Annotated in this window: 24 protein-coding genes; 8 read left to right on the forward strand and 16 right to left on the reverse strand. The window is 71.1% G+C overall.

Annotation, left to right across the window (positions count from 1 at the left end; genetic code table 11):
• Positions 1-22: 22 nt before the first annotated feature.
• The gene (locus tag VSH64_RS28945; RefSeq protein WP_326565887.1) at positions 23-502 is read left to right on the forward strand and encodes a RidA family protein; all 480 of its coding nucleotides are present in this window, start codon (positions 23-25) and stop codon (positions 500-502) included.
• Here VSH64_RS28945 and VSH64_RS28950 read toward each other — a convergent pair.
• Together VSH64_RS28950 and VSH64_RS28955 are read right to left on the reverse strand one after the other, a co-directional pair.
• A complete protein-coding gene (locus tag VSH64_RS28950) occupies positions 499-1,962 on the reverse strand; it encodes an FAD-dependent monooxygenase (protein WP_326565888.1) in 1,464 nt (487 codons plus the stop codon). The genes VSH64_RS28945 and VSH64_RS28950 overlap by 4 nt on opposite strands.
• A 66-nt stretch (positions 1,963-2,028) precedes the next feature.
• The gene (locus VSH64_RS28955) at positions 2,029-2,493 is read right to left on the reverse strand and encodes a MarR family winged helix-turn-helix transcriptional regulator (RefSeq protein WP_326565889.1); all 465 of its coding nucleotides are present in this window, start codon (positions 2,491-2,493) and stop codon (positions 2,029-2,031) included.
• A 33-nt stretch (positions 2,494-2,526) separates the two neighbouring features.
• Between VSH64_RS28955 and VSH64_RS28960 the strand changes: the two genes are divergently transcribed.
• Positions 2,527-3,249 carry an alpha/beta fold hydrolase gene (locus VSH64_RS28960; protein ID WP_326565890.1) on the forward strand — a complete coding sequence of 241 codons (723 nt, stop codon included), beginning with the start codon at positions 2,527-2,529 and terminating at the stop codon, positions 3,247-3,249.
• On the opposite strand, the gene VSH64_RS28965 is transcribed toward VSH64_RS28960, so the two are convergent.
• From VSH64_RS28965 to VSH64_RS28995, 7 genes are all read right to left on the reverse strand, one after another.
• Positions 3,239-4,117, reverse strand: coding sequence for an alpha/beta fold hydrolase (locus VSH64_RS28965; RefSeq protein WP_326565891.1), 879 nt, complete (start codon positions 4,115-4,117; stop codon positions 3,239-3,241). The genes VSH64_RS28960 and VSH64_RS28965 overlap by 11 nt on opposite strands.
• 637 nt (positions 4,118-4,754) lie before the next feature.
• Positions 4,755-5,912, reverse strand: a complete 1,158-nt coding sequence (locus tag VSH64_RS28970) for an acyl-CoA dehydrogenase family protein (RefSeq protein ID WP_326565892.1) — start codon at positions 5,910-5,912, stop codon at positions 4,755-4,757.
• The gene (locus tag VSH64_RS28975) at positions 5,909-7,882 is read right to left on the reverse strand and encodes an acetyl-CoA carboxylase biotin carboxylase subunit (RefSeq protein ID WP_326838046.1); all 1,974 of its coding nucleotides are present in this window, start codon (positions 7,880-7,882) and stop codon (positions 5,909-5,911) included. Before VSH64_RS28975 ends, VSH64_RS28970 begins: the two co-directional genes overlap by 4 nt.
• An 11-nt stretch (positions 7,883-7,893) precedes the next feature.
• Complete coding sequence (locus VSH64_RS28980) at positions 7,894-9,507, reverse strand: carboxyl transferase domain-containing protein (RefSeq protein ID WP_326565893.1); 1,614 nt, start codon at positions 9,505-9,507, stop codon at positions 7,894-7,896.
• 183 nt (positions 9,508-9,690) lie between these two features.
• Positions 9,691-10,044: a VOC family protein gene (locus tag VSH64_RS28985; RefSeq protein WP_326565894.1), complete on the reverse strand. Its 354-nt coding sequence runs from the start codon at positions 10,042-10,044 to the stop codon at positions 9,691-9,693.
• Between the two features lie 77 nt (positions 10,045-10,121).
• Positions 10,122-10,619: a hypothetical protein gene (locus VSH64_RS28990; protein ID WP_326565895.1), complete on the reverse strand. Its 498-nt coding sequence runs from the start codon at positions 10,617-10,619 to the stop codon at positions 10,122-10,124.
• A gap of 54 nt (positions 10,620-10,673) precedes the next feature.
• Positions 10,674-11,264 (reverse strand): SACE_7040 family transcriptional regulator, encoded by a 591-nt coding sequence (locus tag VSH64_RS28995; RefSeq protein ID WP_326565896.1) that lies wholly within the window; start codon positions 11,262-11,264, stop codon positions 10,674-10,676.
• A gap of 154 nt (positions 11,265-11,418) precedes the next feature.
• On the opposite strand from VSH64_RS28995, the gene VSH64_RS29000 reads away from it, so the two are divergent.
• Positions 11,419-12,228 carry an SGNH/GDSL hydrolase family protein gene (locus VSH64_RS29000; protein WP_326565897.1) on the forward strand — a complete coding sequence of 270 codons (810 nt, stop codon included), beginning with the start codon at positions 11,419-11,421 and terminating at the stop codon, positions 12,226-12,228.
• Positions 12,229-12,300: 72 nt separating this feature from the next.
• On the opposite strand, the gene metX is transcribed toward VSH64_RS29000, so the two are convergent.
• The 3 genes from metX to VSH64_RS29015 form a co-directional block, all read right to left on the reverse strand.
• The gene (gene metX, locus VSH64_RS29005) at positions 12,301-13,434 is read right to left on the reverse strand and encodes a homoserine O-acetyltransferase MetX (RefSeq protein WP_326565898.1); all 1,134 of its coding nucleotides are present in this window, start codon (positions 13,432-13,434) and stop codon (positions 12,301-12,303) included.
• Entirely contained in the window at positions 13,431-14,738 is a 1,308-nt protein-coding gene (locus VSH64_RS29010; RefSeq protein WP_326565899.1) for a bifunctional o-acetylhomoserine/o-acetylserine sulfhydrylase, read from the reverse strand. The genes metX and VSH64_RS29010 overlap by 4 nt, the downstream gene beginning before the upstream one ends.
• A gap of 170 nt (positions 14,739-14,908) precedes the next feature.
• Complete coding sequence (locus VSH64_RS29015) at positions 14,909-15,289, reverse strand: glyoxalase superfamily protein (protein WP_326565900.1); 381 nt, start codon at positions 15,287-15,289, stop codon at positions 14,909-14,911.
• A gap of 78 nt (positions 15,290-15,367) precedes the next feature.
• Here VSH64_RS29015 and VSH64_RS29020 point away from each other — a divergent pair, with 78 nt between their 5' ends.
• Together VSH64_RS29020 and VSH64_RS29025 are read left to right on the forward strand one after the other, a co-directional pair.
• Entirely contained in the window at positions 15,368-16,927 is a 1,560-nt protein-coding gene (locus VSH64_RS29020) for a PucR family transcriptional regulator (RefSeq protein WP_326565901.1), read from the forward strand.
• A gap of 567 nt (positions 16,928-17,494) precedes the next feature.
• Complete coding sequence (locus tag VSH64_RS29025; RefSeq protein WP_326565902.1) at positions 17,495-17,647, forward strand: hypothetical protein; 153 nt, start codon at positions 17,495-17,497, stop codon at positions 17,645-17,647.
• A 530-nt stretch (positions 17,648-18,177) separates the two neighbouring features.
• Here the strand turns inward: VSH64_RS29025 and VSH64_RS29030 are convergent.
• Positions 18,178-18,624 carry a pyridoxamine 5'-phosphate oxidase family protein gene (locus VSH64_RS29030; protein WP_326565903.1) on the reverse strand — a complete coding sequence of 149 codons (447 nt, stop codon included), beginning with the start codon at positions 18,622-18,624 and terminating at the stop codon, positions 18,178-18,180.
• Entirely contained in the window at positions 18,621-19,562 is a 942-nt protein-coding gene (locus VSH64_RS29035; protein ID WP_326565904.1) for a zinc-binding dehydrogenase, read from the reverse strand. The genes VSH64_RS29030 and VSH64_RS29035 overlap by 4 nt, the downstream gene beginning before the upstream one ends.
• Before the next feature lie 194 nt (positions 19,563-19,756).
• On the opposite strand from VSH64_RS29035, the gene ald reads away from it, so the two are divergent.
• On the forward strand, positions 19,757-20,872 hold the full coding sequence (ald, locus tag VSH64_RS29040; RefSeq protein WP_326565905.1) for an alanine dehydrogenase: 1,116 nt from the start codon (positions 19,757-19,759) through the stop codon (positions 20,870-20,872).
• 130 nt (positions 20,873-21,002) lie between these two features.
• On the opposite strand, the gene VSH64_RS29045 is transcribed toward ald, so the two are convergent.
• A complete protein-coding gene (locus tag VSH64_RS29045) occupies positions 21,003-21,635 on the reverse strand; it encodes a T6SS immunity protein Tdi1 domain-containing protein (protein ID WP_326565906.1) in 633 nt (210 codons plus the stop codon).
• A 580-nt stretch (positions 21,636-22,215) separates the two neighbouring features.
• Between VSH64_RS29045 and VSH64_RS29050 the strand changes: the two genes are divergently transcribed.
• The gene (locus VSH64_RS29050; protein ID WP_326565907.1) at positions 22,216-25,977 is read left to right on the forward strand and encodes an ABC transporter ATP-binding protein; all 3,762 of its coding nucleotides are present in this window, start codon (positions 22,216-22,218) and stop codon (positions 25,975-25,977) included.
• Positions 25,978-26,046: 69 nt separating this feature from the next.
• Positions 26,047-26,733, forward strand: coding sequence for a DUF4291 domain-containing protein (locus tag VSH64_RS29055; protein ID WP_326565908.1), 687 nt, complete (start codon positions 26,047-26,049; stop codon positions 26,731-26,733).
• Here the strand turns inward: VSH64_RS29055 and VSH64_RS29060 are convergent.
• Complete coding sequence (locus tag VSH64_RS29060) at positions 26,711-26,983, reverse strand: hypothetical protein (RefSeq protein ID WP_326565909.1); 273 nt, start codon at positions 26,981-26,983, stop codon at positions 26,711-26,713. The two genes, VSH64_RS29055 and VSH64_RS29060, sit on opposite strands and share 23 nt — an antisense overlap.
• Positions 26,984-26,987 lie beyond the last annotated feature (4 nt).

Consider the following 26,987-nt stretch of genomic DNA (forward strand, 5'->3'; position numbering starts at 1 on the left):
GGCTCGCGCTAGGCTTCCGTTCGTGCGCATCGAAAATCGCCTGGCCGAGCTCGGCCTGCAGCTGCCTGAGCCAATGAGTCCGCCGCCGGGGGTCACGCTGGCCTTTCCATGGGTGCGGGTGTTCCGCGGCCGCGCCTTCGTCTCGGGCCACGGGCCGCAGCTGCCCGACGGGTCGATCGCCGGACCGCTCGGCAAGGTCGGCGCCGACGTGACCGAGGAGCAGGCCTACGAGGCGGCCCGGCTGACCGCCCTCGCGGTGCTGGGTTCACTGAAGCGCGAGCTCGGCGACCTCGACCGCGTGACGGCGTGGCTGCGGGTGTTCGGCATGGTCAACGCCGCGCCCGGGTTCGCCCGCACACCCGCCGTGATCAACGGGTTCTCCGACCTCGTCGTGCAGCTCTGGGGCCCGGACGCGGGCGAGCACGCGCGTTCGGCGGTCGGGCTCGCCGAGCTGCCGTTCGGGATTCCGGTGGAGATCGAGGCGGAAGTGGCGATCGACTAGCCGCAGGGGTACGCCGACGGTACGAGGGTCCCGGCCGTGCCACGGGCGGCGATGTAACCGTCGGGGCGCACGAGTAGCCAGCCATCGTCCAGGCCCAGATCGGCGGCCACCTGGTCGGCGACGGGGCAGTCGGCGAGCCAAGGTGGTGCCGAACGGGTCGGGCCACGGTGGACGAGCAGCCAGCGTGGGTCGCGCAGCCGGTTGAGGAAATCGCGCCAGGCGGGCGTTTTCGCCTGCTCCGGGCCGACGCGGGTCACGCGTTCGCCGGGCGCCGGAAGGCCAGGGCCGGCGGTGGTGAGCGGGCTGTCCGAGTAGCTCACGGCGAGCGCCTGCGTGCGGCCGATGATCTCGCGGCCGGCACTGTCCACTCCGGACTGATCGGTGAAGGTGCCGACGCCGTGCATCACGTACTCGGTGATCGTCGCGGTGGCGTCGAGCAGCGCGGCGCCGACCGGCACGCGTTCCTGCGAGTAGGTGTCCAGCAGAGCCGGGCCGGCGTCGCCCGTGCAGACGGCCGCGAGCTTCCAGCCGAGGTTGAACGCGTCCTGCAGCCCGGTGTTCATGCCCTGCCCGCCGGCGGGGCTGTGCACATGCGCGGCGTCGCCGGCCACGAAACAGCGCCCGGCCCGCATGGTCGGCACGGCGCGCTGCTGGATCGTGAACGGCTTGATCCAGTCGCGGATGCGCACCCGCGGCTGCGTGCCGGTCGCCGCGGCGATGCGGGCGCGGAAGCGTTCGGCAACGGAGTCGGGAGCCTCGTCGCCGCCGGCGGTCCACGCGGTGTCCGTGAGCCGCCAGCGCGCGGGTTCGGGCAGCGGGAACGCGAGCATCGCGGCGCCGTCGGCGGAAAGCCAGTGCATGGCGCCCGGATCGAGCGCGGTTTCCGGGACGTCGACCTGCGCGTCGACCACGAGCCAGGTGTGGAGAGAATCGCCGCGCAGGGGGATATTCAGCTGCTTGCGGACCACGCTGTGCGCGCCGTCGCAGCCGACGAGCCACGGCGTGTGCACGGTTTCCCTGGTGCCGTCAGGGAGAACGAGCTCGACGTGCACGGCGTCGGCGTCTTGGGTGAGCGATTCCAGGCGCGTCGACCACTCGACCCGTGTGCCGAGTTGCTCGAGACGGTTGCGCAACACGCGTTCCGTAACGGTCTGGTCGACCAGGAGCAAGAAGGAGAACCGCGTGGGCACGTCGCTGTAGCCGATGTCGTGTGCCAGTGGTTCGCGGCCGGGCAGGTGGCGGACGAACTTCGTGATGGACACCCCGCTGGCGAGCAGCTCGTCGAGCACGCCGAGCTCGTCGTAGATCTCCATCGTGCGGCCCATGGTGCCCAGTGCGCGGCTGATGCGCGCCGGACCTTCGGCCGCGTCGACGATCCGCACCGGCACGCCGCGGCGCCGCAGCTCGATCGCGGCCAGCAAACCGACCGGGCCGGCGCCGCCGACGAGGACGTCGTCCATACCCCACCTCCAACGTCAGGTAACCTGACAATAGCTCGGGTGAGGTGGTTGTTTCAAGCGTGCTGATCAGCCGGCGACGCTGTCCCAGTCGAGGTCGAGGGCTTCCCGCAGCTGCTCGAGCCGGCGCGCGCCGATGCGGTCACCGAGCTTGCGTTCGAGGTCTTCGAGCACCTCGCGCGCCACTTCGAGCCTCGCCAGCCCCGCTTCGGTCGGGCGGACGAGCTTGTTGCGCGCCGAAGCGGGATCCGGGTCCACGCGCACCAGGCCCGCCCGGGTCAGCTCGCCGACGGCCTGGTGCGCCGACTGCCGCGCCACCCCCGCGCGGCGCCCCAGCTCCGCGATGGTGATGCCCTCCGCGTCGAGCTTGGCGACGATGTCGATCTGGGTCATCGTGAGCCGTTCTTCGCCGCGGGCCGCCAACTCGGCGAGCACGCCGTCCTCGAACCAGCGCGTGATGCGGCGCGCGAGCGGGCCGAGCAGCGGACCTTCGCCCGAAGCGCGGGTTTCGGCGAGGGATCGGCGTCGAGTCATGCGTGGAGTCTAATCGTCAGGTACCCTGACGTTATGGTGACTTCCCCCGACGGCGTGCGGCTCGCGGTCACCCGCACCGGCGCTGGCTCGCCCCTGGTCCTGGTCGGCGGTGCCGGCGGCGACCACACGGCGTGGGACGCGGTGGTGCCGTTTCTGTCGCGTTCGCACACCGTGCACGCGCTGGACCGCCGCGGGCGTGGGGGCAGTGACGATCGCGTCGGGTCCGAAGTGGACGACGAGGTGGCGGACGTCATGGCCACGTGCGTTGCGGCCGGCGGCGAGGTGGTACTGGCCGGGCATTCGTCGGGCGCGCTCCTGGCTCTGCGCGCGGCGCGGCCGGGGGTGGTGCGGCGGGTGGTGGCTTACGAGCCGCCCGCCGTTTTCACTCCTGGTGTCGCGCAGCGATTGCGGAGCTTGGTTGCCGCGGGTGATCTGGCTGGCGCGTTGACGTTGTTCCGCACCGCGGCGGTGGGCTTGCCTGCCGCGGTTGTCGGCGCGATGCGCGAAACGCCGCAGTGGCAGGAAGATCTGGCGCTCGCGCACACCACACCGTATGACGCGGCGATCGTGGAGGCGGGGTTTCCGGAGGTTTCGGTGCCCGTGCGGCTGGTGCTCGGCGGGGCCAGCCCGGCGCGGATGGCCACCGGCGTGCGGCGTTATGCGGCTCGGGTGGGTGCGGAGGTGCGGGTGTTGCCGGGCCAGCAGCATTTCGCGCAGCGGACCGCACCGGGCGAGCTGGCCGCCGCTATTTTGTGACGTGGTCGGCGATCCGCGTCGCGAAGTCCGCCCACAATTCGCGCGGCAGGTTGTGGCCCATGCCGGGCACCACGACGAGCTCGGCGCCCGGGATGGCCGCCGCCGTGGCGCGGCCGCCGCTGAGGTCGCACATGCGGTCGGCGTCGCCGTGGATCACGAGGGTGGGCACGGTCAGCTGCTCGAGCCGCGCGGTGCGATCGCCGGACGCCAGCGTGGCGATGGCCTGACGGTGCATGCCGAGCAGCGAATAACCGCGGTCGAACGTGCGGGCCGCCCGGTCCTTCACGGCCGATTCATCGAACTCGAACCCGGGCGAGGCCGAAATGCGCATGGCTCGCACTTGCCAGTCGACGAATTCGTCTTTGGTCGTCGGCGGCTGACCCAACTCCGCGAACGCCGTGAAGTCCGGCTCGCCCACCCCCGGGGCGCCGGTGGTGGACATGATCGAGGTGAGCGTGCGGACCCGCGTCTCATGCTCGATGGCCACCATTTGCCCGATCATGCCGCCGAGCGACGCACCGACGAGGTTCGCGCTTGCGATCCCGAGGTGGTCGAGCAGGCCGACCGTGTCCGCGGCCAGGTCGGACAACGTGTAGGACGCGGTGGCGAAGTCGCCGCCCGCGGCCGCCGCGATGTCGGGCACGGGGGCGTCGTCGAACCGCGTGGAGTGGCCGGAGTCGCGGTTGTCGAAGCGGATGACGTGGAGGTGGTGGTCCACGAGTGCTTGGCAGAACTGCTCCGGCCAATTGATCATCTGGGCGCCGCCGCCCATGATCAGGAGTACCGGCGGGTCGTCGGGATCGCCGAAACGCTCGTAGGCCAGGTCGATTCCGGAGGGGCCGATGCGGTGTGCTCGTTGTTCGGGCATGGGGTCGACGGTAGCCGGGTTTCGGGGTGAGGAAATCGGCCTGGGGACGGATGTTTTGGGGTTGTGGTGGGGGTTATGGTGAAAGGGGATGAAGTTGTCCACAGCGTCGGCTAGTTGTGGACAACTCGGCCCTCTGGCGGCTTGCCGGCGAGTTTTGTCGGGGGTGGGCGGTAGAATTGGCTTGGGGACGCCCCCCTAGGGAGGGCGGGGGTTTTGTCTCCGCGGTCTGGGGCGGGGCAAACAGAATGCCCAGCCAGGCGGTGATGCCGCGCGATCTGCATCCGCTGGTGGCGGAGATTCGGTACGGGCCTGGGTGGGCGAACCGCGGGTGAGATCGTGTCGCTGGTTCTCGAAGAAGGAGCCCGCGGCCCGCGGTCGAACCCCGCGAGCGACGTTGGCGGTCAGGCGATCGCCAGTTGTCGGCGTCTCGTGGCGAGGCAGAAACCTCGGCCAGGAACGAGAGCACGGCCGACGAGAACAGATGCGTCGGTCAAGGCCCGGACGCCGTCGTGCCGCCCGCAGGCCAAGCCCGCCAGTCTCGGCGCCGGCGCGCGACTGAAGGACTCAGGTGCTCGCCCACGAAGCCACGGGTGGGCGGGTTCGTCTCCGCGCTCTGGGGCGGGGGCAAACAGCCGCGTCAGCCGGCCACACCCAGGTGGCGGGCGATCAGCATCCGCTGCACCTCACTGGTCCCCTCCCCGATCTCCAGGATCTTCGCGTCTCGGTAAAACCGGCTGACCGGATACTCGTTCATGAAGCCATACCCGCCGAAGATCTGCGTCGCGTCGCGGGCGTTGTCCATGGCGGCGTTGGAGGCGACGAGCTTGGCGATGGACGCTTCCTTTTTGAAGGGTTCGCCGCGGAGCATCTTCGACGCCGCCTGGTAGTAGGCGAGGCGGGCGGTGTGGGTGCGGATTTCCATGTCCGCGATCTTGAACTGGATCGCCTGGTATTCGCCGATGCGGTGGCCGAAGGCGACGCGGTCCTTCACGTACTTCAGGCACTCGTCGACGCAGCCCTGGGCGAGGCCGACGCTCAACGCGGCGATCGCGACGCGGCCTTCGTCCAGGATGGACAGGAACTGGGCGTAGCCGCGGCCGCGGATGCCCACGAGGTTCGACGCCGGCACGCGGACGTCGGCGAAGGACAGTTCGTGGGTGTCCGAGCAGTTCCAGCCGACCTTGGAGTACTTGGGGGCCACGGCGAAGCCCGGGGTGCCCGAGGGCACGAGGATCGCGGAGATCTCCTTGCGGCCGTTTTCCATCACGTCGGTGACCGCGGTGACCGTGACGAGACGGGTGATGTCCGTGCCGGAGTTCGTAATGAACGCCTTGCTGCCGTTGATCACCCAGTCGTCGCCGTCGAGTTTGGCGCGGGTGCGGGTGGCGCCGGCGTCGGAGCCGCCGCCGGGTTCGGTGAGGCCGAAGCCGCCGAGCGCCGAGCCGGAACACAGGTCGGGCAGCCAGGTTTCCTTCTGCTCCTGCGTGCCGAAGCGATAAATCGGCATGGCGCCCAGTGAGACGCCTGCCTCCAGCGTGATCGCCACCGACGAGTCGACGCGCGCGAGCTCCTCCAAAGCCAGGCACAGCGCGAAGTAGTCGCCGCCCATGCCGCCGAACTCCTCGGAGAACGGCAGGCCGAACAGGCCCATCTCGCCCATCTTCGCGACCAGCGAGTACGGGAACTCTTCCTTCTCGTACATCGGCCCGATCACCGGCGCGACCTCGTTGTGCGCGAAGTCCTCGACCGTCTTGCGCAGGGCCTCGTACTCTTCGTCCAGCCGGAAGTCGATCATCGTTGCTCCTCGTTCGGGCTCACCACGGCCAGGGTTTCGTCCAGCGCCACCTGCTGGCCCGCGCGCGCCGAAAGCTCGCTCACCACACCGTCGATCGGCGCGGTCACGGTGTGTTCCATCTTCATCGCTTCCACGACCAGCAACGGCGTGCCGGCCGCCACCACGTCGCCCTGCGCGACCTTCACCACCAGCACCGTGCCCGGCATCGGGCTCGTCACCGGCCCGGCACCCGCGGCCTCACCGCGCGCGGCCAGCCGCACTTCCTGATCCGCGAACGCAAAGCCGAAGCCGTCACGCGCGAGCCAGACCGTCCGTTGTGGACCGTCCGCCCGGCGGTACCGCTCGATCCCCTCGGGCCGACGCACTTCCAGCACGTCGCCGACGCGGGTCGCGGTCGCCTCGACCGGCTCGTTGTCGTCCACCTGCACGGTCGACCCCGACACGCGCACCATGGCCTGAACTTCGCCGACGCGCAGCCGGAACGTCACGCCGCCCCCGCCACCGACGCGCCACCCGCTCGGCACGTCCCACGGATCCACCACGGCACCGGAAGGCTGCAACGAAAGCAGCCGGTCCAGGGCCGCCGCCACGAAAAACGACGCGGGCACCTCCGACGACACCAAGGACGACAACCGCCGGTCCACCAGCTCCGTGTCCAGCCGTCCGGCGCGCACGTCCTCGTCGGCGAGCAGCCCGCGCAGGAACGCGATGTTCGTGCCCAGCCCCAGCACCGCCGTGTCGCTCAACGCGCGGTCGAGCTTGCGCAACGCCGACGCGCGGTCCGGCCCGTACGCGATCACCTTCGCCAGCATCGGGTCGTAGTTCGACCCCACCACCGCGCCCTCGGTGAGCCACGAGTCCACGCGCACCCCGTCACCCGACGGCTCGTGCACGGCCAGCACCGTGCCCCCGGTCGGGATGAAACCGCGCGCGGGATCCTCGGCGTACACGCGGGCTTCCACGGCGTGGCCTTCCAGGCGCACGTCGTCCTGCGTCAGCGAAAGGGGCTCACCGGCGGCCACGCGCACCTGCCACGCCACGAGGTCGAGGCCCGTCACCATCTCCGTGACGGGGTGCTCCACCTGCAGTCGCGTGTTCATCTCCATGAAGAAGAACTCGTCCGGGTCGTGCGCGGACATGATGAACTCGACCGTGCCCGCGCCGACGTACCCCACGGACCGCGCGGCTTCCGCCGCCGCCGCGCCCATCTTCGCCCGCGTGGCCTCATCGAGCAGCACCGACGGCGCCTCTTCGATGATCTTCTGGTGCCGCCGCTGCAGGCTGCACTCGCGTTCGCCGAGGTGCAGCACGGTGCCGTGCCGGTCGGCCAGCACCTGGATCTCGATGTGGCGCGGCGTGGTCACGAACCGCTCCACCAGCAGCGTGTCGTCGCCGAACGAGCCCCGGGCCTCGCGGCGCGCGGACTCGATCGCGGCGGCCAGCTCCGACTCCTCGTGCACGAGCCGCATGCCCTTGCCACCACCGCCGGCGGACGGCTTCAGCAGCACCGGGTAACCCACACCGGCCACCGCGGCAGCGAACCCACCCTCCGGAATGTCCACATCGGACACGCCCGGCACCACCGGCACACCGGCCGCGGAAACCGTGGCCTTGGCCCGGATCTTGTCGCCCATCTGCTCGATGGCGGCGACCGGCGGCCCGATGAACACCAGGCCGGCCTCTTCACACGCCCGCGCGAACGCCGCGTTTTCGGCCAGGAAGCCGTAACCCGGGTGCACGGCCTGCGCGCCCGTGACCTGGGCCGCGGAGACGATCGCCGGGATCGACAGGTAGCTGCGAGCGGCCTCGGCCGGGCCGATCCGCACGGCGGTGTCGGCCTCGCGCACGTGCTTGGCCTCGGCGTCCGCGTCGCTGTACACCGCGACCGAGCGGATGCCCAGCTCACGCAGGGAGCGGATCACGCGCACCGCGATTTCCCCGCGGTTGGCGACCAGAACGGTGTCGAACAAAGACATGCCACTCACATCCGGAAGACGCCGTAGTTGACCTCGGGCAGGGGCGCGTTGGCCGCGGCCGAAAGCGCGAGCCCGAGCACCGTGCGGGTGTCCGCCGGGTCGATCACGCCGTCGTCCCACAGCCGCGCGGTGGAGTAGTACGGGCTGCCCTGGTGCTCGTACTGCTCGCGGATCGGGTCCTTGAACGTGTCCTCGTCCTCGGCCGACCACTCGCCGCCGCGGGCCTCGATCGCGTCGCGGCGCACGGTCGAGAGCACCGACGCCGCCTGCTCGCCGCCCATCACGGAGATCCGCGCGTTGGGCCACATCCACAGGAACCGCGGCGAGTACGCCCGCCCGCACATCGAGTAGTTGCCGGCGCCGAACGAGCCGCCGATGATCACGGTGAACTTCGGCACGCGAGCGCACGCGACGGCCGTGACCATCTTCGCGCCGTGCTTGGCGATGCCGCCGGCCTCGTACGCTTTGCCGACCATGAACCCGGTGATGTTCTGCAGGAACACCAAGGGAATCGAGCGCCGGTCGCACAGCTCGATGAAGTGCGCGCCCTTCATGGCCGATTCGGCGAACAGCACGCCGTTGTTGGCGATGATGCCTACCGGATGGCCGTGGATGTGCGCGAACCCGGTCACGAGCGTGGCGCCGTACTCCTTCTTGAACTCGGAGAACCGGCTGCCGTCGACCACGCGCGCGATCACCTCGCGCACGTCGTAGGGCGTGCGCGAATCCGTGGGCACCACGCCGTAGAGCTCACGCGGGTCCACCGCGGGCTCCTCCACGGGCCGCACGTCCCACGGCCGCGGCGTGCGCGGGCCGAGCGTGGACACGATGTCGCGGACGATGCGCAACGCGTGGGCGTCGTCGTCGGCCAGGTGATCGGTGACGCCCGACTGGCGCGAGTGCACGTCGCCGCCGCCCAGCTCCTCGGCGGTCACGACCTCACCCGTCGCGGCCTTCACCAGCGGCGGACCGCCGAGGAAGATCGTACCCTGGTTGCGCACGATCACGGCTTCGTCGCTCATGGCCGGCACGTACGCACCGCCCGCGGTGCACGAGCCGAGCACCGCGGCGATCTGCGGGATGCCGCGCGCGGACATCGTGGCCTGGTTGTAGAAGATGCGCCCGAAGTGCTCGCGGTCGGGGAACACGTCGTCCTGGCGCGGCAGGAACGCGCCGCCCGAGTCGACGAGGTAGATGCACGGAAGGTTGTTGTGCAGCGCCACTTCCTGGGCGCGCAGGTGCTTCTTCACGGTGAGCGGGTAGTACGTGCCGCCCTTCACCGTGGCGTCGTTGGCCACGATCACGCACTCGCGCCCCGACACGCGCCCGACGCCGGTGATGATGCCGGCACTCGGCGCTTCGTCGTCGTAGAGGCCATTCGCCGCGAGCGGCGAGAGCTCGAGGAACGGCGAACCCGGGTCGAGCAGCGTGTCGACGCGGTCGCGCGGCAGCAGCTTGCCGCGTTCCACGTGGCGCGTGCGGGACTTCTCGGGCCCGCCGAGGCGAGCGGCGTCGAGGCGCTTGCGCAGGTCCTCCACGAGCTCGCCGTGCGAGGTGACACCGCGCGCGAACGCGTCGCTGCGCGGATCCGCGGAACTGCTCAGTACCGGCGTGTCCATGACTCCCCGTCGAGACGTCGATGCTTCAAGACGATGGTGGTGCAAAACGTTAGCGGTCGTTAACTCACGTTCGGATGTTAGCGACCGCTAACGTACGTGTCCACCCGGGGATGACGCGCGGGGATGTGGTGTGCAGCGCACCCGCTCGAACCAAGCGGCTGCTCGGCAAGTGGGACGGCGGAGCTAGGCGGCCTGCCAGAGCTCGATGCGGTTGCCCTCGGGGTCGGTGACCCAGCCGAAGCGGCCGACCCCGTCCATCTCCTGGACCTCCTCGGCCACCTCGGCACCCTTGTCGCGCAGCTGCGCGAGCATGGCGTCGAGGTCACGGACGCGGAAGTTGAGCATCGTCTGCTGCGAAGCCGACCCGAAGTAGTCCGTGCCGGCTTCGAACGGCGCGAACACGGTCGGACCGGGCGACTGCTGCCACAGCCCGTGCTCGTCGGCGTCGAGGCCGAGACAGTCGCGGTACCAGGCGCCGAGAGCCGCCGGGTCCGTTGCGCGGATGAAGTAACCACCGATGCCGAGCACACGTTCCATGCCGCGATCCTGCCAGCGCGACCGCCCGATCGAGGACGCCGACACACCCCGGCCCGACACGGCGCACCGCAGCCGGGTCAGCCCGTGACGGCGTCCGAGATCCACTCCGCGACGGGCAGATCGCGGTCGAGGCATTCCACCGACAGCCGGATCGTCCAGCGCAGCGCCTGCAGCACGAGGCTGTCGACCTCGTCGGGCGCGGCGTTGGCCAGCGCGATCTCCACTTGCTCCCGCGCGGCGGCGGTGTTGCCGTGCACTTCGGCCAGCAGCGTGCGCACGGCGGTGCGCACCGGTGGGTCGGCCTGGTCGATCGAGACTTCCTCGCCGGCCTCGTCGAACACCTGCACCTTCACCGGGGCCGTGCCGCCGTCACCCAGCGTGGACACCATGGCGCTGCACTCGCCGAACAGCAGCAGCATGAGCTCCCTGGTCTCCTCCGAGCGCGCCTGCGGCTCGTCGGACGACGGGGTGACCTCTTCGAGCGCCTCGGCGTCCTCGCCGAGGCTGATGGCGACGAGTGCGCGTTGCGCCTTCTCCACGAGCCGCTGCTCGTCCTCGCTCCGGTCCGGGGTCACGTGCCTATCAAACACCAGCACCGGCTTCCGTGGGGATACCCCGAATCCGGGTGATCAGCCCGCCGCGGAAAGTGCGCCCAGAGCGAGCCGGCAGAGCAGCTCGGACAGCTCCGCGTCACCGAGATGGCGGTTGTACGGGGTGGAGTTGATCAAGCCGAACACGGCGTGTGCCGCCGAGCGGGCTTCGCGTTCGGCGAGGCCGGGGATCGCGTCGCGGATCGCACGCACCCACACCTCGACGTACTGCCGCTGCAGCGCCCGCACCTGCTTGCGGTCACTGTCGGTGAGGTTCGCGAGGTTGCGTTCCTGCACGGTGATCAGCGATGGGTGGTCGAGCGCGAAGCCGACGTGGAAGCGCACCAGCGCTTCGAGCAGCTCGTGCGGCGTGCCCCCGGTGTCGGCCCGCTCGGTGCCGCCTTCGAGCAGGTAGTGGCTGATCGAGTTCAGCATCTCGCCGAGGATGGCGTCCTTGCTGCGGAAGTGGCGGTAGAGCGCCGGCCCGGAGATGCCGACGGCGGCGCCGATGTCGTCGATGCCGACACCGTGGAAGCCGTGGTGGGCGAACAGTTCGGCGGCGGCCGCCATGATCTGTTCGCGCCTGTTCGCCTTCTCGCCATTCACGAGTGGGGTGAGGTTCGCCGGCATCCGGTCATCCTAGGACCGGTGGTTAGCGACCGCTAACTTCCGCCCTACTTCCTGCTTGGGCCAAGTGGGGTCACCTGGGATTTCTGGGGTGTCGGGTTGAGATTCCACCTGGTATTCGTATTCCTCGTCGAGCCGTCACGACCAGGAGAGACACATGGCTGAAGCCACCCGTCCCACTTCACGATCTTTTCTCCGGATCTGCGCGGCCCTGGGGGTCGCTGTACTCGCTTCACTCGGCCTGGCCGGCACGGCCAGTGCCGCCACGAGCTACGTCTCGCTCGGTGACTCCTACTCCTCCGGGGTGGGCGCCGGGAGTTACGGCAGCTCGGGCAGCTGCAAGCGCAGTGCCAACGCCTACGGCCAGCTGTACGCCAACGCCCACGCCGGCACGTCGTTCACCTTCCTCGCGTGCTCGGGCGCGAAGACCGGTGACGTGCTGAACCAGATCAACTCGATGCCGTCGAACGCCAACCTGGTCACCCTGACCGTGGGCGGCAACGACGCCGGCTTCACCGACGTGATCACCACCTGCACCCTCAACAGCGACGCGACCTGCACCGCGCGCGTCAACACCGCCAAGTCCTACGTGCAGAACACGCTGCCGAGCCTGCTCGACAACGTGTACCGCGCCGTGAAGACCAAGGCGCCCAACGCGAAGCTCGTGGTGCTGTCCTACCCGCGCTTCTACACCGTGCCCGGCTCGTGCAGCGTGGGCCTCAGCGACACGAAGCGCTCGGCGATCAACTCGGGCGCCGACACCCTGGCCGGCGTGCTCGCCTCGCGCGCCGCGGCCGCCGGTGCCCAGTTCGTGGACGTGCGTTCGGCGTTCGTGGGGCACAACATCTGCTCGTCGGCCAGCGACTACCTGCACAGCCTGACCTGGCCGGTCGACGAGTCGTACCACCCGACCGCGGCCGGCCAGCGGGGCGGCTACTACGGCCCGCTGACCTCGGCGATCGGCTGATCTCCGAAGAACAGCAGGGGCGTCCCGGTTCGTCCGGGGCGCCCCTTTTCGTCGTTCTGCCGGACTTTTCGGCTACCCGAGCAGCGACTTCACCAGGGCCGCGATCTGCCCCGTCTCGATCAGGAACGAATCGTGCCCGTACGGCGAGCTCACCACCGCCGCCTCGCCGCCGACGCCCTCGGCGATCTCCACGGACTGGTACATCGGGTAGAGCCGGTCGCTGTCCACGCCGGCGACCACGGTGCGCGCGCGGACCCGCGCCAGCGCCGAAGCCACGCCGCCGCGGTCGCGGCCCACGTCGTGGGTGTTCATGGACTCGGTGAGGACCACGTAGGAGCCCGCGTCGAAGCGGCGGACGAGCTTGTCGGCGTGGTGGTCCAAATAGGACTCCACGGCGAAGCGGCCGCCGCGCAGCGGGTCTTCGGCGGCCTGCGGCAGGCGGCCGAAGCGTTGCGCCAGCTCGGGTTCGCTGCGGTAGGTGACGTGCGCGATCCGGCGCGCGACGCCGAGGCCGCGGTGCGGGCCCTCGCCCGGCGCCGCGGAGTAGTAGTCGCCGCCGTGCCAGCCCGGGTCCGAGCGGATGGCGTGCAGCTGGGGCGCGGCCCAGCCGATCTGCTCGGCCGACGCGCGGGCCGTCGAGGCGAGCACCAGGACGGAAGCCACCCGATCGGGCAGCGTGACCGCCCATTCGAGGGCCCGCATGCCGCCCATCGAGCCGCCGACGACCGAGGCCCAGCGCTCGATGCCCAGCGCGTCGGCCAGCGCGGCCTCCGTGGCCACCTGGTCCCGCACGGTCACGACCGGGAAGCGGCTGCCGTAGGGCCGGCCGTCGGGATCGGGTGACGACGGACCCGTGGAGCCCTGGCAGCCGCCCAGCACGTTGGGCGCCACGACGAACAGCGCGTCGGTGTCGAGCGCCTTGCCGGGCCCGACGAGGCCGTCCCACCAGCCCGCGCTGGCGTGCCCGGGCCCCGCGGGCCCGGCGATGTGGCTGTCGCCGGTCAGCGCGTGTTCGACGAGGACCGCGTTGGACCCGTCGGAGTTGAGCGTGCCCCACGTTTCGTACGCGAGGGTGTAGGACGGCAGCGACCCACCGGCCTCCAGCGCGAGCGCGCCGGGGCCGGCGAACCACTGCCGTCCACCGGGTGGGTCTCCCGCCCGCCACGCACCGGTGACGGGCAGGAGATGCGCACCGGAATCCGTCACAGTTCCGCCTTGGCGGCGCGGAAGCCCGCCTCGAGGTCGGCCTTGAGGTCCTCGATGCCCTCGAGGCCCACGGCGAGGCGCACCAGGCCCGGCGTGACCCCGCCCGCGAGCTGCTCCTCCGGCGTGAGCTGGCCGTGGGTGGTCGAGGCCGGGTGCACGATGAGGCTGCGCACGTCGCCGATGTTCACCAGCTGGCTGTGCAGCGTGGTGCCGTCCACGAACTTGCGCCCGGCCTCGACGCCGCCGCGCAGGTCGAACGACAGCACCGCGCCCGCGCCGCGCGGCAGGTACTTCTGCGCGGCCGCGTGGAACTTGCTCGACGGCAGGCCCGCGTAGTACACGTTCGCGACCTCGTCGCGCTCCTCCAGCCACTCCGCAAGCGCTTGCGCGTTGGCGACGTGGCGCTCGAGCCGCAGCGACAGCGTCTCGATGCCCTGCAGGATGAGGAAGCTGTTGAGCGGCGCGATGGCCGCGCCGGTGTCGCGCAGGATCTGCACGCGCGCCTTCGCCGCGAACGCGCCGGGGCCGAGTGCTTCCCAGTACTTGAGACCGTGGTAGCTGGGGTCGGGCTCGGTGAAGCCCGGGAACCGGCCGGGCTCCTTGCCGAAGTCGAAGGTGCCGCCGTCGACGAGGACACCCGCGACCGTGGTGCCGTGGCCGCCGAGGTACTTCGTGGCCGAGTGCACCACGATGTCGGCGCCGTGCTCGATCGGGCGCAGCAGGAACGGGGTGGGCACGGTGTTGTCCACGATCAGCGGCACGCCGGCTTCGTGGGCGACGTCGGCGACGGCGCGGATGTCGAGCACGTTGCTGCCCGGGTTGGCCAGCGACTCGCCGAAGAACGCCTTCGTGTTGGGCCGCACGGCCGCGCGCCACTGGTCGAGGTCGTCCTGGTCGTCGACGAACGTGACCTCGATGCCGAGCTTCGGCAGCGTGTAGTGGAAGAGGTTGTAGGTGCCGCCGTAGAGCGCCGGGCTGGACACGAAGTGGTCGCCCGCGCCGGCGAGGGTGAGGATCGCCGCGGTGGTGGCCGCCGAACCGGAGGCGAACGCGAGCGCCGCGACGCCGCCTTCGAGCGCGGCCAGGCGCTGCTCCAGCACGTCCTGCGTCGGGTTCATGATGCGCGTGTAGATGTTGCCGGGCTCGGCCAGGCTGAACAGGTCGGCACCGTGCTGCGTGTCGCGGAAGACGTACGACGTGGTCTGGTAGATCGGCGTCGCGCGGGCGCCCGTCGCGGGGTCCGGTGCCGCACCGGCGTGGATCTGCTTGGTCTCGAAGGACCAGGCCGAGGTGTCTTCCGGCATCAGTTTCTCCTTGCGGCTCAATGGGATCGGCTCCTCGGACGAAGCTAGCTCCCCTGAACGGCCCACCCAAGGTTTCCCACGGGCTGGGAGGACACGATCAACCTACCGTGCAGACCGATCACCCGAAAAGGTGGCGGCTTGGGCCGTTCCGGTGACTGTCCACTGCGGACTCAGTCACGCTGCTGCAAGGCGAACCGGTTGCCTTCCGGATCGGTGAACATCGCCCACCAGCCCCACGGCTGCTTCTCGGGCGTCGCGGGGAACTCCACGCCTTTCGCCGCGAGGTCCCGGTAGGTACTCACGATGTCGTCGGCGACGAAGAAGACATTCGACGTGGGCAGCTCGGCCCGGCGCTCAGCGGGCGCGCGGTCCTCGGCGCTCAGCACCAGGACCGTGCCGTCCGGGGCGGTGACCTCGACCCACCGGTTGCCGCGGTCGTCGTAGGGCACGTCGGTGGTCACGGTGAACCCCACGGTCTCCGACCAGAACGCCTTGGCCCGCGCCTGGTCCTCGACGCCGACCACGACCTTGCCGACACCCACGATGGCCATGGCCTTCCTCCGTTCGGCGGTTGCCCGAAGGCTACCCGCGACGAGCGCCCCGGACGCGTCTCGGCGAGGATGTATCCCGTGGTCTCGGTGCGCAGCGTGGTCGACCGGGTGGGGCCGACGTTGCTCCACGCGCTCCAGCTGCCCGACGACTGCCCGGCGGCGGGCGACGTGGTGATCGCCGAGCCCGGCGTGCCGGCGGGCATCGCGGCGGGCGACCTCGTGCTGGGCGTGGCGACGGCGGAGGCGGCGGACGCGGCCGAACTGGTGCGCGTGAGCGCCGGCCAGGGTGCGGCCGCGGTGCTGCTGAAACCGCCGCTCGCGGCCAGACCGGCGGTGCGCCGCGCGGCGAAAACGGCCGGGATCGCGTTGATCCAGGTGCATTCGGCCACGTCGTGGGCCCAGCTGGTGTGGCTGCTGCGCACGGTGCTCGACGCGCTCGACGACGAGTCCGACGCCCCCGACGACGGCGGCGACCCGGGCTCCGGCGACCTGTTCCGGCTGGCCGACGCGGTGGCGTCCGTGGTCGACGCGCCCGTGACGATCGAGGACACGAATTCGCGCGTGCTCGCGTATTCGGCGCGCCAGGACCTCACCGACCCGGCGCGCGTGGCCACCATCATGGGCCGCCGCATCCCCGACGACGTGCTCGCGCGCTTCCGCTCCCGCGGCGTGTTCCGCGAACTCTCACGCGGCCGGCAGACCATCTTCGTCCCCGCCCAGCGCGACGGCACACTGCCGCGGCTGATCGTGCCCATCCGCATGGGCGGCGAGCTGCTGGGCTCGATGTGGGCCGTCGTGGCGGGCCCGGTGTCCGAGGAACGCGCCGCCGCGTTCGCCGACGCCGCCCCGGTCGTCGCCCTGCACCTCATGCGCCGCCGCGCCCACACCGACGCGCAACGCCGGGCGTCGGCCGAACTCCTGCGCGCCGTCCTCGAAGGCCACGCCGGCCAGCGCCGCGTGGTCGCCGAACTGGACCTCTCCGACGAACCCCACCGCGTCGTCGCCATCGAAGTCACCGGCGGCGACGGCCGCGACGCCGAAGGCCTCCGCCTGGCCCTGCTCGAACGCATCTCCCAGGGCATCGGCCGCCGCCCGGTCGCCACCGAACTCGGCGGCCTCCTCTACGCGGTCGTCCCGGACGGCGGCGCGTGGGCCGAGCTGCGTGACGCGCTGACGGTGCAGCCGGCTTCGCGCCGCGGTGGTGTTCCGCGGGCCGCCGCCGGTGCTCCGGTGGCGGTGTCGGCGCTGGCCACTTCGCGGACGCAGGCGGATGAAGCGCTGGGGTTGCTGCGGGCGGGGTTGGTGGAGGGGCGGGTGGTTGCGTACGAGGATGCCTGGACTGCTTTGGTGCTGCACCGGGCGGCCACGGGTGCGGTGGGGGCGCGGGTGGCGGAGTTGGGGCCGTTGGGGTTGCTGAGGGCGCATGATGAGACGACCAAGGCCGGGTATGTGGACACGTTGTACGAGTGGCTGCGCCATCCTGGGGACCCGCGGGCGGCGGCGGCGGAGTTGAGGATTCATCCGAATACGTTGAGGTATCGGATGAAGAGGTTGTTGGATCTGGTGCCGGTGGATTTGGATGATCCGGATGTGCGGTTGGCTTTGATTACGCAGTTGGTGGCTTTGCGGTGGAGTTGAGGGTGTTGGCGCGGGGAATGGCTTGTCGCTGAAGGGGTTTCGGTGGCGGCGGTCTGAGGAAGTGCTGTGCGCGAAGGGGTTTCGACGGTGGGGTGACTCGCGTTCTGGAGCCGGCCGGCTCGGCCGGATGCGCGCGCAGATCTCGTCGCTGCTAGACCGTGGTGCCGCAACAGTCAAGCGGCAGGCTTGATTCATCCACAGGCAGGTCCGTTCTCCGGGAGTTGTCCACAGATCGTGCTGAAGCCGTTTTTTGAGGCCTGGTAACGATATGATGGAACAGGGACGCCCCCGAGGAGGGCGGGGGTCTGTCTCTGCGGGGTGAGGGGCGGACACAATCCGCCCGACCGAGGCGAGTCACCTTGTGGGCTCAGCCGGTTCGTGGCGGCGGGGTGGGGCTGGCGGCGTAGGAATGTTGTTGCGGCCGAACGGTGCCACGGCTACCGCCGTCAGATTCGCTGAACGCCGAGGCTCACATCGCTGGTCGGCAGAGTGAGGAAACGCAACTGTCAAGCGGCGGGCTCGGGTTATCCACAGGCAGATAGCTTCTCGGGGAGTTGTCCACAGATCGTGCTGGCGCTGGCCGTGGTGGCGGTGGTGGTGGCACGCTCGTTCACGGCGATCGGGGAATGGGCCGCCGACGCCCCGCAGCACGTGCCCGCGCCGCTCGACCCCGGCGGGACCGGTGTGTCGACCCAGACGAAGCGACTGTGCGCCGGGTGACCAGCCGCCTCGATGGCGACGACCTCGACGATCTGATCAGGTCGCGCCGCTCGGTGATTTCCTCGGCTATCCCACGATCGATTTCCCGCACGCCGACCACGCGTTCCTCATCGAGCGCTACACCACCCACCACACCAGCCAGAAACGCTCCGCCCACACCGCCCTGGCCATCACCAGCCTCACCGCACCATGGGCCCGCCCCACCCGCCACGGGCACATCAAGAACACACTCCACCAAGTCCGTGACGTCACCTTCACCGAAGACGCATCCCGCGCCCGCACCGGCACCCCGCGTCATGGCCAGCCCCCGCAACCTCACCACCAGCGCACTCCGCCACGCCGGACACACCACCATCGCCGCCGGAATCCGCCACACAACCCGCAACCCCACCCGAGCCCTCACCCAGCTCGGCATCCACCCCTAAACACCACAACGACTCTGCCGGAACCCTGCGAGGAGGGTGGGGTCTGTCTCTGCGGGGTGAAGGGCGGACACAATCCGCCCGATCGAGGCGAGTCACCTCGCGTGCTCAGTCGGCTCGTGGCGGCGGGGTGAAGCTGGCGGCGTAGGACAAGTCCTGCGCGCGGAGGGTTTCCGGGGTCAGGCGCACCCAGAGCGTGCCGCGGTCGGGGTCGGTCAGGTACGCGCGGAAGCGCGGGTCCCACGCCGACTCGACCTCGCCCAAGTAGCGCGCCAGCTTGCGGCGCCCGCGGGGGACGTCGAAAGGCAAGACGGTAGCCGTACCGCGCGCGATGACTTGGCGGACCGAGCCGGTCGCGAGGTCGCACTCGTCGACGGTCAGGGCGAGCCGGGGGTCGGCGCGGAGGTGGGTGGGCAGCCGCGACCAGGGGCCGCTGAGGATCCAGAAGGTGTGGTTCTCCCAGAGGTACCAGGTGGGGCGCACGGTGGGGCCGTTCGTGGCGACGCGTGCGGTCAGCGGTTGCGCCAGAAAGGCGTCGACGTCAAAGGGCGTCATGCCACCAACAGCGTCTTCCCCACCGTGCCGCGGGATTCCATCGCCGCGTGGGCGTCGGCGGCAGCAGACAACGGGAAGCGTTGGCCGATCACCGGAGTCAGCTGGCCGGCGGAGGCGGCGGCGAGGGCCGACTCCGTGAACGCGCGCATGGCCGCTGCGTCGCCGAGGGAGTGGATGAGGGTGACGTCGCGGGAGTGAGCGTCCTCTTCGGACACTTGGGCCCAGGTGCCGCTGGCGAGGCCGTAGACCGCCATGCGGCCGCCGGGGCGTAGCAGCCCGAACGCCGTGGTGCCGATGTCGCCGCCGACGCCGTCGAAGACGACGTCGAGCGGGCCGACGGTCGAGGCCCAGCCGGGCGCGGTGTAGTCCACGGCGACGTCTGCACCGAGTTCCCGGGCATGGGCGAGTTTCGCGGCGCTGCCCGCTGCCGCGATGACCTCTGCGCCCGCTGCCTTCGCGAGTTGCACCAGCAGGCTGCCGACGCCACCGGCGGCGGCTTCGACCAGGACGCGGTCGCCCGGTGTCACAGCCGCCGCGTGGACTAGGCCGGTGGCGGTGCGGCCGTCGGCGAGGAGGGCGACGGCGGCGTCGAGCGAGAGGGCGTCGGGGACCGCGAAGACGAGGTCGGCGTCGACGGCCGCGCGTTGGGCGTAGCCGCCGCTGCCGCCCGTGGAGGTGACCACGCGGCGGCCGACCAGCGACAGGTCCGCGCCGTCGCCGACCTTGCTGATCACGCCGCCGACGCCGTTGCCGGGGATCATCGGCAGCGTGGCCCGCGCCGGGCCGAAGCCGGAGGCGCGGAACTGCGTCTCCACGAAGGTCACGTTCACGAACGCGACCTCGACCAGCACCTCGCCCGGCCCCGGCACCGGGTCGGGCGCCTCCCCCGCCACGAGCACCTCGGGTCCGCCGAACTCCCGCAACCACACCGCACGCATGCACGCCTCCCCGAACAACAACCACGACCAAGTGCGACAGCCAACAACCTCGACCGCGGTCGAGGTCAACCGGTTTGTTCTCGTGGCACCATGAAATGGCGAAGAAACTGTGCTGAGCGCATGATGACACCGCCGTCCGGGTGCATCACCGTGAGTGGCAGCACCTCGAACCGAACCGCCGCCAGGAGGCCGCCGTGCGTATCGCCGTTCCCCGTGAGATCAAGAAGCACGAGTACCGGGTCGCCCTGACCCCGGCCGGCGTGCACGAGCTGGTGGGGCGTGGTCACGACGTGTTCGTCGAGACCGGGGCCGGGGTGGGTTCGTCGATCAGCGACGAGGAGTACGTGGCCGCCGGCGCGAAGGTGCTCGCCACCGCCGACGAGACGTGGGCCGAGGGCGAGCTCGTGCTCAAGGTGAAGGAGCCCATCGCCGAGGAGTACCCGCGGCTGCGCAAGGACCTGGTGCTGTTCACCTACCTGCACATCGCGGCCGACCGGCCCCTCACCGACGCCCTGCTGGCGGCGGGCACCACGGCCATCGCGTACGAGACCGTGCAGACGGCCACCGGCGCCCTGCCCCTGCTCGCGCCGATGTCCGAGGTCGCGGGCCGGCTCGCGCCGCAGGTGGGCGCGTACTCGCTGATGAAGCCCAGCGGCGGCCGCGGCGTGCTGCCCGGCGGCATCCCGGGCGTGCACCCGGCGCGGGTCGTGGTGATCGGCGGCGGCGTCGCCGGCATCAACGCCGCCCGTGTGGCGCTGGGCCTGGGCTCCGACGTCGAGATCCTGGACACGAACGTCGACCGCCTGCGCCAGATCGACAACGACTTCGGCGGCCGCATCCGCACGGTCACCTCCAACCGCCTGTCGGTCGAGGAGTCCGTGCTGGAGGCCGACCTCGTGATCGGCGCCGTGCTGGTGCCGGGCGCGAAGGCCCCGAAGCTGGTCTCCAACGACCTCGTCTCGCGCATGAAGGCCGGCTCCGTACTGGTCGACATCGCCATCGACCAGGGCGGCTGCTTCGCCGACTCGCGCCCGACCACGCACGACGACCCGACCTACGTCGTGCACGAATCGGTGTTCTACTGCGTCGCGAACATGCCGGGCGCCGTGCCGCGCACCTCGACCTACGGCCTCACCAACGTGACGCTCCCGTACGCCGTGCAGCTCGCCGACCGCGGCTGGCACGCGGCGCTGAACGCCGACGCCTCGCTCGCCAAGGGCCTCAACACCCATGCCGGCGCCCTCACCAACGAGCCGGTCGCCCTCGCGCACGGCCTGCCGCACACGCCGCTGGCGACCGCCCTGGCGTGACCTTTCCGATCCACCTGGCGCCTCGAGGGGCCTCCGCGAACCTGCGGGGGCCCCTCGCGTGTTCGGCGCGCGGTCGGAGAAGCCGACCGCGCGCCGGCACCCGCGTCCGAGCAGCCCTGGGCAACGCCGGCTAACGCTTCGTGACCCCGTTGATCACGGTCCCCGGCGGCAGATTCAGCGCGCGCCGTCGCAGCTGACCACAGATCGACCAATAGACCTCCAGGTCGCTGACCTCGAGGTTCTCGATCACGTCCTGGCCGCCGAGGAACAGCGGGACCCGGTAGCCCACGCACTGGTCGCGGCGCAGCGGCACCGAGTCGCCGTTTTCGCCTGACCACGAGTCGAAGAACCCCGTTGCCAACGCGGCCTCTGCGTACTCGACAAGCTCTTTGTCGTGGAACACCGCGAACGAAAGCGGGACCTCCAGCGCCTCGCCCGTTCCCGGCTCGAGCAGGAGGACCTGCGGCTGCCCGGCCACGGTGCGGCCCGAGTCGACGGCGAACTGCCGCCCCAGCCAGTCGTAGCCGAACGGGCAGACGCGCGTCGCGTACTCGGGGAACGCCTCCGCGATCAGCGTCGACGCCTGCGCGCCAGACGCGTGGTCGTGGACCCGGTACAGGCCGCCTCCGAAGGTCGCGCCGGCGAATTCCGAAGCGAAGTCGAGGTAACCGTCAACGCCGACGAGCCGTTCATGCCGCCACGTCGAGCCGGCCGGAATCGCGTCCCGGAGCGGGGCGTACTCGGCGCGGAAACGTTGGAACATCCGAAGTCCTCTCACCAGATCGTCACTGATACCACGAACGCGCCTGGCGGAGGCCTCGGAGCTGCCACCGGGGACGCACCGACCCGCTTGACCGGAGTCACCCCGGCGCGTCCGGGCACCCGCGGCGGCCGAACGGGAACCCCAGGCCAGAGCGACCTTCGTCACCCTCCGCGTCCCGGCCATCGGCACCCGAATCGCCGACGCACCCACGTTGACGAGGGGTTTCACGATTCTGAACGTGCTTCTTCACCGGTTACCGGCCCACTCAGTGAAGAAGTAATAGGACTTCGTTGAACACCCCAGGGAGCGAAGTCCCCACTTATTACCTAAGCTAGAAGAGGCGGCCCGCTCCCAGTGACCCCCAGGCTGGTTGAGCGGGTCGCCCCTTTTTGCCCTCATGCTGTTCGCTCACGGCGATCTTGGTCCGCACCCCCTCCCCTCTGTCAGCCGGGAAGTCGTTGCCGCACATCGGCTTTCCGTCGTCGGCCGGGCCGCGAGGACCTGCCGCCGGAGGTGTGACGAGGGCCGTCACCCCGTGAAGGCGGAATAAAAAGTCGGTCCCCGTGCCTAGATTGAGAACGTGACCACCACTGCGACGCGTGCGCGTCAAGACCGCCCGGCTGCTGAGACGCCGGCCCCTCCCGTCGGCTGGGTCCGGCGGCTCTCGGCTGCGTGCTGGGAGCACCGGGGGGTCGTCGTGCTCGCGATGGCCGCGGCGATCCTGTCGGTGGGCGTGCAGGCGGCCAGCCCGCTGCTCGTGCGTACGGCGGTCGACGACGCGGTGGCGGGGCGCACCTCGGGGCTGGGTGCCATCGCGGCCGCGCTGATCACGCTGCAGGTGGTGGCGTTCGGCTCGGCGTTCCTGCGCCGGTACGTGGGCGGGCGGCTCGCGCTCGACGTGCAGCACGACCTGCGCAACCGCGTGTTCGGCGCCGTCTCGCGGCTCGACGGCGGCAAGCAGGACGCGTTGCGCACCGGACAGGTGGTGTCGCGCGCTATTTCCGACCTGCAGCTCGTGACCGGGCTGCTGATGCAGGTGCCGTTGTCGGCGGGGTCGGTGATCTTCGCGGGGCTCGCGCTGGGCGCGATGCTGTGGATGTCGCCGCTGCTCACGCTCATCGCGCTGGTGGTGGCGCCGGCCGTGGGCATCATCGTCACGCTCAGCCGCAAACGGCTCTTCCCGGCCACGTGGTCGGCCCAGCAGCGCGCGGCCGACGTGGCGCAGCAGGTTGAGGAGACCGTCACCGGCGTGCGCGTGGTGAAGGGCTTCGGCCAGGAGGCGCGCGAGGTCTCGCGGCTGGAACGCACGGCGCGGCGGCTCTTCGCCGAGCGGCTGCGCGCGGCGAAGCTCTCCGCGCTGCCCACGGCCACCACCACCGCGCTGCCGGCCGCCGGCCAGGTCGCGGTGCTGGCGATCGGCGGTGTGCTGGCGCTCAACGGGCAGATCAGCCTGGGTACCTTCCTCGCGTTCGCCACCTACCTGGCCACGCTGATCGGGCCCGCGCGCATGCTCTCCGGCCTCGTGGTGCAGGCGCAGCTCACGCGCGCCGGCGCCGAGCGCGTGTACGAGCTCATCGACGCGCAGCCCGACGTGGTGGACAGCCCCGACGCGAAGCCGCTGCCCGAGGGCGCGCTCGGCGTCGAGCTGGAAGACGTGAAGTTCGGCTACACCCGCAGCGAGCCGGTGCTCGACGGCCTCACGCTCGAAGCCCGGCCGGGCGAGACGCTCGCGCTGGTCGGCACCGCCGGCTCCGGCAAGTCCACGATCTCGCTGCTGCTGCCGCGGTTCTACGACGCGCACGCGGGAGCGGTGCGCGTCGGCGGCCTCGACGTGCGCGATGTGCCGCTCAAGCAGCTGCGCCAGGCGATCGGAGTGGTGTTCGAAGAGGCGTTCCTGTTCTCCTCGTCCGTGCGCGACAACATCGCCTACGGCCGCCCCGACGCGAGCGACGAAGAGGTGTACGCGGCGGCGCGCGCGGCCGAAGCCGACGAGTTCATCCGCGCGCTGCCCCGCGGCTACGACACGGAGGTCGGCGAACGCGGCCTCACGCTCTCGGGCGGTCAACGGCAACGCCTGGGCCTCGCGCGGGCGCTGATGACCGACCCGCGCGTGCTGATCCTCGACGACGCGACCTCGGCGATCGACACCGTGACCGAGGCCGCGATCCACGACACGCTGCGCTCGGTCACGGCCTCGCGCACCACACTGCTCATCGCCCACCGCCGGTCCACGCTGCAGCTCGCCGACCGGATCGCCGTGCTCGACCAGGGCAAGGTGGTCGACGTCGGCACGGAGGAGGAGCTGCAGGCGCGCTGCCCGCTGTTCCGCGAGCTCGTGGCGGGCCCGGGCGACGACGCCGAGCAGAAGCACCGCAGCGAGTCCCTCGAGCCCGACGCCGCCGGCGTCACCCCGGTGCTGTGGCCGCGTGACGACGACCGCGACGAGGTCGACGCGCTGGCCGAAGCCGCCGCCTCGCGCGGGGGCACGCCGGGTGGCGGGACCGGGTTCGTCGGCAGCGGAGCCGGGGCCGACGTGCCGCCCACGCCGGAGCTGCTGGAGGGCGTGCGCAAGCTGCCGCCGGCCGACGACCGGCCGCGACTGTCCGAAGTGGACATCACGGCCGCGGACCCCGGCTTCCGGCTCTCGCGGCTGCTGAAGCCCGTGCGGTGGCCGCTGGTCGCGGTGATCGCGCTGGTGGCGGCCGACGCGCTGGCGTCGCTCGCGCTGCCCGCGCTCTACCAGCGAGGCGTGGACCACGGCGTGCAGCCGGGCGTGGTGAGCGTGATCTGGCTGATGGCGGGCATCGGCGCGCTGGTGGTGGCGGCCGACTGGTTCGTGGTGCGCGGGCAGACGCGGCTCACCGCGCGCGTCGGCGAAACGGTGCTGTACTCGCTTCGCGTGCGCAGCTACGCGCACCTGCAGCGGCTCGGCCTCGACTACTACGAGCGTGAGCTGTCCGGGAAGATCATGACCCGGATGACCACGGACGTCGACGCGTTGTCCACGTTCCTGCAGACCGGCCTGGCCACCGCGGTGGTGAGCGCGCTGACGCTGGTGGGCATCACCGTGGCGCTGCTGGTCACCGACGCGTCGCTGGCGCTCTACGCACTCGCGATGCTGCCCGTGCTGCTCGTGTCCACGCTGGTGTTCCGGCGCGTCGCTTCGCGGGCGTACAGCGAGGCGCGCGACAAGGTGAGCGTGGTCAACGCCGACATGCAGGAGAACGTGAGCGGCCTGCGGGTGGCCCAGGCGTACACGCGCGAAGAGCGTTCGGCGGCGGCGTTCGCGTCACGCAGCGACGAGTACCGGCGCTCGCGGCTGCGGGCGCAGCGCTACATCGCCACGTACTTCCCGCTGGTGGCGCTGCTGTCGGACCTGGCGACCACCACGGTGCTCGTGGTCGGCGCCAACCGCGTGGCCGCCGGCACGCTCGAGGCCGGGGTGCTGCTCGGGTTCCTGCTGTACCTGCAGCAGTTCTTCTCGCCGATCCAGCAGCTCTCGGCGGTGTTCGACGGGTACCAGCAGGCGAGCGTCGGCCTGTCGCGCATCGGCGACCTCCTTCGCACGCCCACCTCGGTGCCGCCCGCCGCGCAGCCGGTGGCGCTGCCGGAGCACCTGAGCGGCGAGGTGACGTTCAAGGACGTCGACTTCTCCTACACCGGCGCCGACCAGCCGGCGCTGGAGAAGCTGTCGCTCGACGTGGCGCCCGGCGAGACGGTCGCGCTGGTCGGCGCGACCGGTGCGGGCAAGTCCACGGCGGTGAAGCTCGTGGCGCGCTACTACGACGCCACCGGCGGCGCGGTGCTGATCGACGGCGTCGACGTGCGCGAGTACGACTTGCCAGCCCTGCGCGCCCGCATGGGTGTGGTGCCGCAGGAGGCGCACCTGTTCTCGGGCACCGTGGCCGACAACGTCCGCTACGGCCGCCCCTCGGCGTCCGACGCGGAGGTCGAGGCGGCCGTCCGCTCGGTCGGCGCGCTCGACGGCGTCGCCGCGCTGCCCGCCGGCTTCCTGCAGCCCGTCGGCGAACGCGGCCGCTCGCTGTCCGCGGGCCAGCGCCAGCTCGTCGCGCTCGCCCGCGCCGAGCTCGTGGACCCCGACGTGCTGCTGCTCGACGAGGCCACGGCCGCGCTCGACCCGTCGACGGAGGCCGCCGTGCTGCGCGCCACCGAACGCCTCTCCCGCCGGCGCACCACGTTCGTCGTCGCGCACCGCCTGGCCACCGCCGCGAAGGCCGACCGCATCATCGTGCTGGACCACGGCCGGATCATCGAGCAGGGCACCCACCAGGAGCTGCTGGCGGCGGACGGCCACTACGCGAGGTTGTGGTCGCTGGGGTGACGCGCGCGGAGGGATCGGCGACGGAAAAGCCTTCGCCCTCCATCGGCGTCTCCCGCGAGAATCGGTGGCGTGTTCGACGAGACCGGCGTGCCGGCCCACCAGATCCGTGCCCGGCACGACGACCGGACCATCCGCGTCTACCAGGCGTACTCGCCGGAGATCGGCGACGCGGCCCTGGCCGCGGGCACGTTCGTGGCGCCGTTCAAGCGGGCGCGGATGACGTGGATCAAACCGTCGTTCCGGTGGATGGGATACCGCTGCGGCTGGGCGAGCAAGCCCGGCCAGGAGCGCGTGCTCGCGCTGGACCTCACGCGCGAGGGGTTCGCGTGGGCGCTGTCACACGCGGCGCTCAGCCACTTCGACCCTCGCGTGCACCGCGACGATGCGGCGTGGCAGGCCGCGGTGCGGACCAGCCCGGTCCGGGTGCAGTGGGATCCCGAGCGCGACGTCCACCACCGGCCGCTCGAGCACCGCTCGATCCAGCTCGGCCTGAGCGGCGAGGCCGTGGACCGGTACGTGGACGAGTGGATCACCGCGGTCACCGACGTGACGCCGGTCATGCGCGCGATCCGCGAGCACCTGGCCGCCGCCCGGGTCGCCGAGGCGGTGGCCCTGCTGCCGGACGAACCGCCCTACCCACTACCGGCCGCGCTGGCCGACGCCGTGGACGCGGACCCCGCCGGCGTCATCCAGGCCCCCAGCACCGAAAGACCCGGCACCGAAGACCCAGCAGCTAGGGCAGCTCACGCCACTTGAGCTCGCCCCACCCGGCCGACGTCACGTCCGCCGGCGAGGCCCAGCGGACCGTGCCCGGGCGGACGTGGCTGTCCTGGTCGATGGACCAGTCCGGTTCGCAGGGCGCGACGTGCTCGAACTCTTCGATGCCGGCGGGTGTGTGCCAGACCACTCCGCAGGAATCGCACATCAGGACGACCTTGCCGGTCTCGACGACCAGCGGGCGGACGAGCCCCTGGTCCCAGTACGAAGGACATTCGACGAGCCACATCGTG

The organism is Amycolatopsis rhabdoformis (assembly GCF_035918295.1).
GTDB lineage: Bacteria > Actinomycetota > Actinomycetes > Mycobacteriales > Pseudonocardiaceae > Amycolatopsis > Amycolatopsis rhabdoformis.

Bases quoted from the DNA above. Each gene is read 5' to 3' on its own strand.
- VSH64_RS29060 (WP_326565909.1), bottom strand. From the start codon at position 26,983: ATGTGGCTCGTCGAATGTCCTTCGTACTGGGACCAGGGGCTCGTCCGC.
- VSH64_RS29030 (WP_326565903.1), bottom strand. From the start codon at position 18,624: ATGACGCCCTTTGACGTCGACGCCTTTCTGGCGCAACCGCTGACCGCA.
- VSH64_RS29000 (WP_326565897.1), top strand. From the start codon at position 11,419: ATGGCTGAAGCCACCCGTCCCACTTCACGATCTTTTCTCCGGATCTGC.
- VSH64_RS28955 (WP_326565889.1), bottom strand. From the start codon at position 2,493: ATGACTCGACGCCGATCCCTCGCCGAAACCCGCGCTTCGGGCGAAGGT.
- VSH64_RS28995 (WP_326565896.1), bottom strand. From the start codon at position 11,264: ATGCCGGCGAACCTCACCCCACTCGTGAATGGCGAGAAGGCGAACAGG.
- VSH64_RS28970 (WP_326565892.1), bottom strand. From the start codon at position 5,912: ATGATCGACTTCCGGCTGGACGAAGAGTACGAGGCCCTGCGCAAGACG.
- VSH64_RS28980 (WP_326565893.1), bottom strand. From the start codon at position 9,507: ATGGACACGCCGGTACTGAGCAGTTCCGCGGATCCGCGCAGCGACGCG.
- VSH64_RS28960 (WP_326565890.1), top strand. From the start codon at position 2,527: ATGGTGACTTCCCCCGACGGCGTGCGGCTCGCGGTCACCCGCACCGGC.
- VSH64_RS29010 (WP_326565899.1), bottom strand. From the start codon at position 14,738: ATGCCGGAAGACACCTCGGCCTGGTCCTTCGAGACCAAGCAGATCCAC.
- VSH64_RS28965 (WP_326565891.1), bottom strand. From the start codon at position 4,117: ATGCCCGAACAACGAGCACACCGCATCGGCCCCTCCGGAATCGACCTG.
- VSH64_RS28985 (WP_326565894.1), bottom strand. From the start codon at position 10,044: ATGGAACGTGTGCTCGGCATCGGTGGTTACTTCATCCGCGCAACGGAC.
- VSH64_RS29045 (WP_326565906.1), bottom strand. From the start codon at position 21,635: ATGTTCCAACGTTTCCGCGCCGAGTACGCCCCGCTCCGGGACGCGATT.
- VSH64_RS29035 (WP_326565904.1), bottom strand. From the start codon at position 19,562: ATGCGTGCGGTGTGGTTGCGGGAGTTCGGCGGACCCGAGGTGCTCGTG.
- VSH64_RS29015 (WP_326565900.1), bottom strand. From the start codon at position 15,289: ATGGCCATCGTGGGTGTCGGCAAGGTCGTGGTCGGCGTCGAGGACCAG.
- VSH64_RS28950 (WP_326565888.1), bottom strand. From the start codon at position 1,962: ATGGACGACGTCCTCGTCGGCGGCGCCGGCCCGGTCGGTTTGCTGGCC.